This is a genomic window from Dehalococcoidia bacterium (genome assembly GCA_028711995.1).
Lineage (GTDB): Bacteria > Chloroflexota > Dehalococcoidia > SZUA-161 > SpSt-899 > JAQTRE01.
The window spans coordinates 1-3,488 of sequence record JAQTRE010000208.1; the positions used below are offsets into that span (position 1 = coordinate 1).

Below are 3,488 nucleotides of genomic sequence, written 5' to 3' on the forward strand. Positions count from 1 at the left end.
TCTGAACCCCTGCTCCCATCGCCACTACAGCCACATCGAAATTACGGACTCCCAGTCTATCGAGGACCGTCTCGTCAGTGGCATCAGCCTTGACCGCATGGGCTGTCCATGCCGCTACACTCTGGACCGCTGCCTCATCGCTATCAATGGCGAGCACATTATGTCCCATCTCGTACAGCGTCTTCACCAGACTCACGCCAAATCGTCCCAGCCCAATAACAACTACCTGTCGTTTCACAACAGCCCTCCTTCCTAACCGATTCTCACCGCTTCCCGCGGATACTGATATTTGGTCGGCTTCTGACGTTGCACCAGCATCAATGCCAAAGTAAGAGGCCCAAAGCGACCGACAAACATAGTCAGAATAATGATCAAGTGGCCGGCCGTGGTCAAATCAGGGGTGATGCCGGTGGATAGACCCACCGTGCCAAAAGCCGAAACCGTCTCAAAGAAAAGGTAAAGGAATCTGACATCCTCTGTCATGGTGAGCACCAGAACCACGATGGATACGAGCCCCAGTGACAGTGCCACCACCGCCATGGCACGGTAGACTTGTTGAACGGCGAATTCCCGGCCGAAAACCCCGGCATTCTCTCTGCCTCGAAGGGAACTCCATATGGTGGTAGCCAGCATGCCAAAGGTGTTGACCTTTATGCCTCCGGCAGTGGAACCTGCCGCCCCACCGATGAACATCAGCAGGATGGTGACAAAAAGGGTGACCTCTTTGAGGCCGCCGACGTCGAAGGTAGTGAAACCAGCCGTTCGGGGTGATACCGACTGAAAAAAGGCAACCAGTATTTTCTGGGGAAACGCAAGCGGACCGAGGGTTGCCGCATTAGAGTATTCGGTCAGGAGAATAATGATCGTCCCCAGCCCTAACAGTACTCCGGTGGTGCTGAGCACAATTTTGGTATCCAGGGAAAATCGATTCAGACGACGAGCAGTGAACACATTTGCCAGTACGATGAAACTGATGCCGCCGAGAAATACCAGCGTGGCGGTTACCAGGATGACCAGTGTGTCAGTCTGATAATCCATCAGACTGCGGAAATTGCCGAAGATATCAAAGCCGGCATTATTGAAAGCGGAGACCGATAGAAAGACCGATCTCCACAAGGCCGTCCCTGTGGAACTTTCAGTAGAAAAATGTATGTAGAACAAAGCGGCGCCGATGATCTCCGTAACCGCAACGAAAATGGCGATCCTTTTTACCAGGCCTACCAGGCCCCCTAACCGCTCCAAACCCATCGATTCAGCGATGAGGAGCCGTTCCTGAAGTCCGATTCTCCGGCCCAGCGCGATAAGAAACAAAGTGGCACTGGTCATGAAACCCAGGCCCCCGATCTGAATAAGCGCCAGGATTACCCCTTGACCAAAGGAATTCCAATGCGTTCCTGTGTCAACAACCACCAGACCGGTCACGCATGTGGCGGACGTAGAAGTGAAGAGAGCGTCCAGAAGTGAGGTGAAATGTCCGGACCGGCTCGATATCGGTAAGCAAAGCAGAATAGTTCCCACCGCGATGATGGCTGCAAAGCCATAAATCAATGACATCGGCGAGATGCCGTCTTCTTTGGGTTGGGGAATGAGGGTCAGAGGAACTCGCCACGGATTGCTTCTCGGAATGCGCAATATACTAACCGACTGTTCTCGCCTGTATTTCCTCTCTTCCAAGTCGAAAATGGGCATAGTGATGTGATTCTAGCTTCATGAAAGCTCTGTGTCAAGCCAAAGTGATTTAGGGAAGCTCTGAATGAGTGCCATCAATCTGTGCAACCCCGGACAATCCGGTAATTAACGTAGTAGTCATCGATCACTGTGATCCACATGCTGAATATTGCATTACTCCCGTGCTATACTAATTTCGCAATTATAGGAGTCTCCGCCAGGGTTGTTTGGACATCTCATCACTGTTTTGGATGACTCCAGCGTATGCGATAGCGCGACGCACTCGAGACAAAAGAGGCGTTATGGAATTCAAAGAGCTTCTGGTCGTTATGCCTCACAGCGGCGTACTGATTCCGGTAGAGATACCGCCCGATTCCCTTTCCAGTGAATTCCCAAGACTGATGAGGAACGTCGATTGGTACACCGATTGGCTCTATGACTTTCGTGACGTGCTCGCCAACTCGCAACTGGCATTTCCCTATTGCAGTCTGATTCTTGAGGCCAACAGGCACCCGGAGGAACTGGACGCCAGCGTCCCGCTCAAGGATGCTTTGGGTGATCCGATCTACTCAGTTGGGTCTGAGCCCGACCAAACACTGCGAAAATTGCTTAGCAAGAAATATCTGCATGCGTTTCACCGAAATATCGATATGGAAATCGCTCACGGCAAGGCATTCATGCTCGATGCCCACTCAACGGTGACAGCTCGAGGTGTGGAAGACAATCAAATCGAACTGATGAACCTACAGTTCTCTCATCAAGGCGAGACACTGGAATACTTCTGTCCTGACATCTTTATAGAGACATACGCCAACGAGCTGCAGAAGAGACTGCCCCACGTTAGAGTGACCATAAACGAATCGGACTATATCCGGTCCTATGGCCATGTGTGCGGTGAACATTCCACCAACGCCATGAGGAGAGTCGGGAACAGAGTGCCGGCGATTCTGCAGGAGACCAATCAGAAACTGTATATGAGTGCAGAACGCGTCCCGAATATGGAAGCTTTGGAAACACTCAGAAGGGCCTTCGCGGAGGCGTTGCGCCGGATGTTCGCCAAGGTGTATCGGGGAAGCTGAGGATAGAGAGATGATCAACCTGAGAAATACCCGCCAAACATTTGATTTCGATTGCGGGGCAAAGGCCCTGCAAACGGTTATGGAATACTATGGGGTCGAAATGCGCGGAGACGAAGTGTTGAAGGAATTGAACTCCGACAGGAGCGGCACCAACCCTGTTAACATGATCGCTCTGGCAGAGAAAAAGGGCTTCCAGGTTTTCGCTTCTGCCAATGTTCCCCTGGAGGAACTCAAACGCTTTGTTGACGAAGGCTACCCGGTGATTGTGCTTTTGCAGGCGTGGGCGGAAAGGTATATGACCCTTGAAGACTGGAGATCGGACTTTGAAGACGGCCACTACGCCATCGCCATCGGCTATAAGGACCATGTCATCATCTTCGAAGATCCGTCGTCAATTCGCCGCACGTGGCTGACGGAAGAGGAATTTCTGGCCCGCTGGCACGATAAGGATCCCGGAACGGGCAGAAAGGTCAATCATTTTGCGATGGTCCTGAAAGGCAAGAAGCCCGTTGCCAGAATAGCGCCGGAACATATGGACTAGGGAAACTTGCGCCATTGTCCCGTAGAGGATGACTCCCTCTTAGGCAGAGATACAAAACCGCTACAGTGAGCAAACTCGCCATAGAAGGCACCAGTCAGTCGGGCCACAGAAAGGTGGAATCGCTGTCCCCAATTGGCCAGGCCAAGACTGGTCATCCGGGGTAATCCGGTTCAATCGAGGTTTCAACTCAAGCGCCAAAC

At 52.1% G+C, this 3,488-nt stretch carries 4 protein-coding genes; 2 read left to right on the plus strand and 2 right to left on the minus strand.

Annotation, left to right across the window (positions count from 1 at the left end):
- Window positions 1-238 (minus strand): NAD-binding protein (locus PHV74_15560; protein MDD5095770.1); only part of this gene is annotated, 238 nt, incomplete at its 3' end.
- 14 nt (window positions 239-252) lie between these two features.
- Window positions 253-1,689 carry a TrkH family potassium uptake protein gene (locus PHV74_15565; GenBank protein ID MDD5095771.1) on the minus strand — a complete coding sequence of 479 codons (1,437 nt, stop codon included), beginning with the start codon at window positions 1,687-1,689 and terminating at the stop codon, window positions 253-255.
- 281 nt (window positions 1,690-1,970) lie between these two features.
- On the opposite strand from PHV74_15565, the gene PHV74_15570 reads away from it, so the two are divergent.
- Together PHV74_15570 and PHV74_15575 are read left to right on the plus strand one after the other, a co-directional pair.
- A complete protein-coding gene (locus tag PHV74_15570; GenBank protein ID MDD5095772.1) occupies window positions 1,971-2,747 on the plus strand; it encodes an N-formylglutamate amidohydrolase in 777 nt (258 codons plus the stop codon).
- Window positions 2,748-2,757: 10 nt separating this feature from the next.
- The gene (locus PHV74_15575; protein ID MDD5095773.1) at window positions 2,758-3,288 is read left to right on the plus strand and encodes a cysteine peptidase family C39 domain-containing protein; all 531 of its coding nucleotides are present in this window, start codon (window positions 2,758-2,760) and stop codon (window positions 3,286-3,288) included.
- Window positions 3,289-3,488: the final 200 nt, after the last annotated feature.

What these genes read in the sequence shown, in the direction of transcription:
- PHV74_15565 (MDD5095771.1), bottom strand. Translation starts at nt 1,689, where the DNA reads ATGCCCATTTTCGACTTGGAAGAGAGGAAATACAGGCGAGAACAGTCG.
- PHV74_15570 (MDD5095772.1), top strand. Translation starts at nt 1,971, where the DNA reads ATGGAATTCAAAGAGCTTCTGGTCGTTATGCCTCACAGCGGCGTACTG.
- PHV74_15575 (MDD5095773.1), top strand. Translation starts at nt 2,758, where the DNA reads ATGATCAACCTGAGAAATACCCGCCAAACATTTGATTTCGATTGCGGG.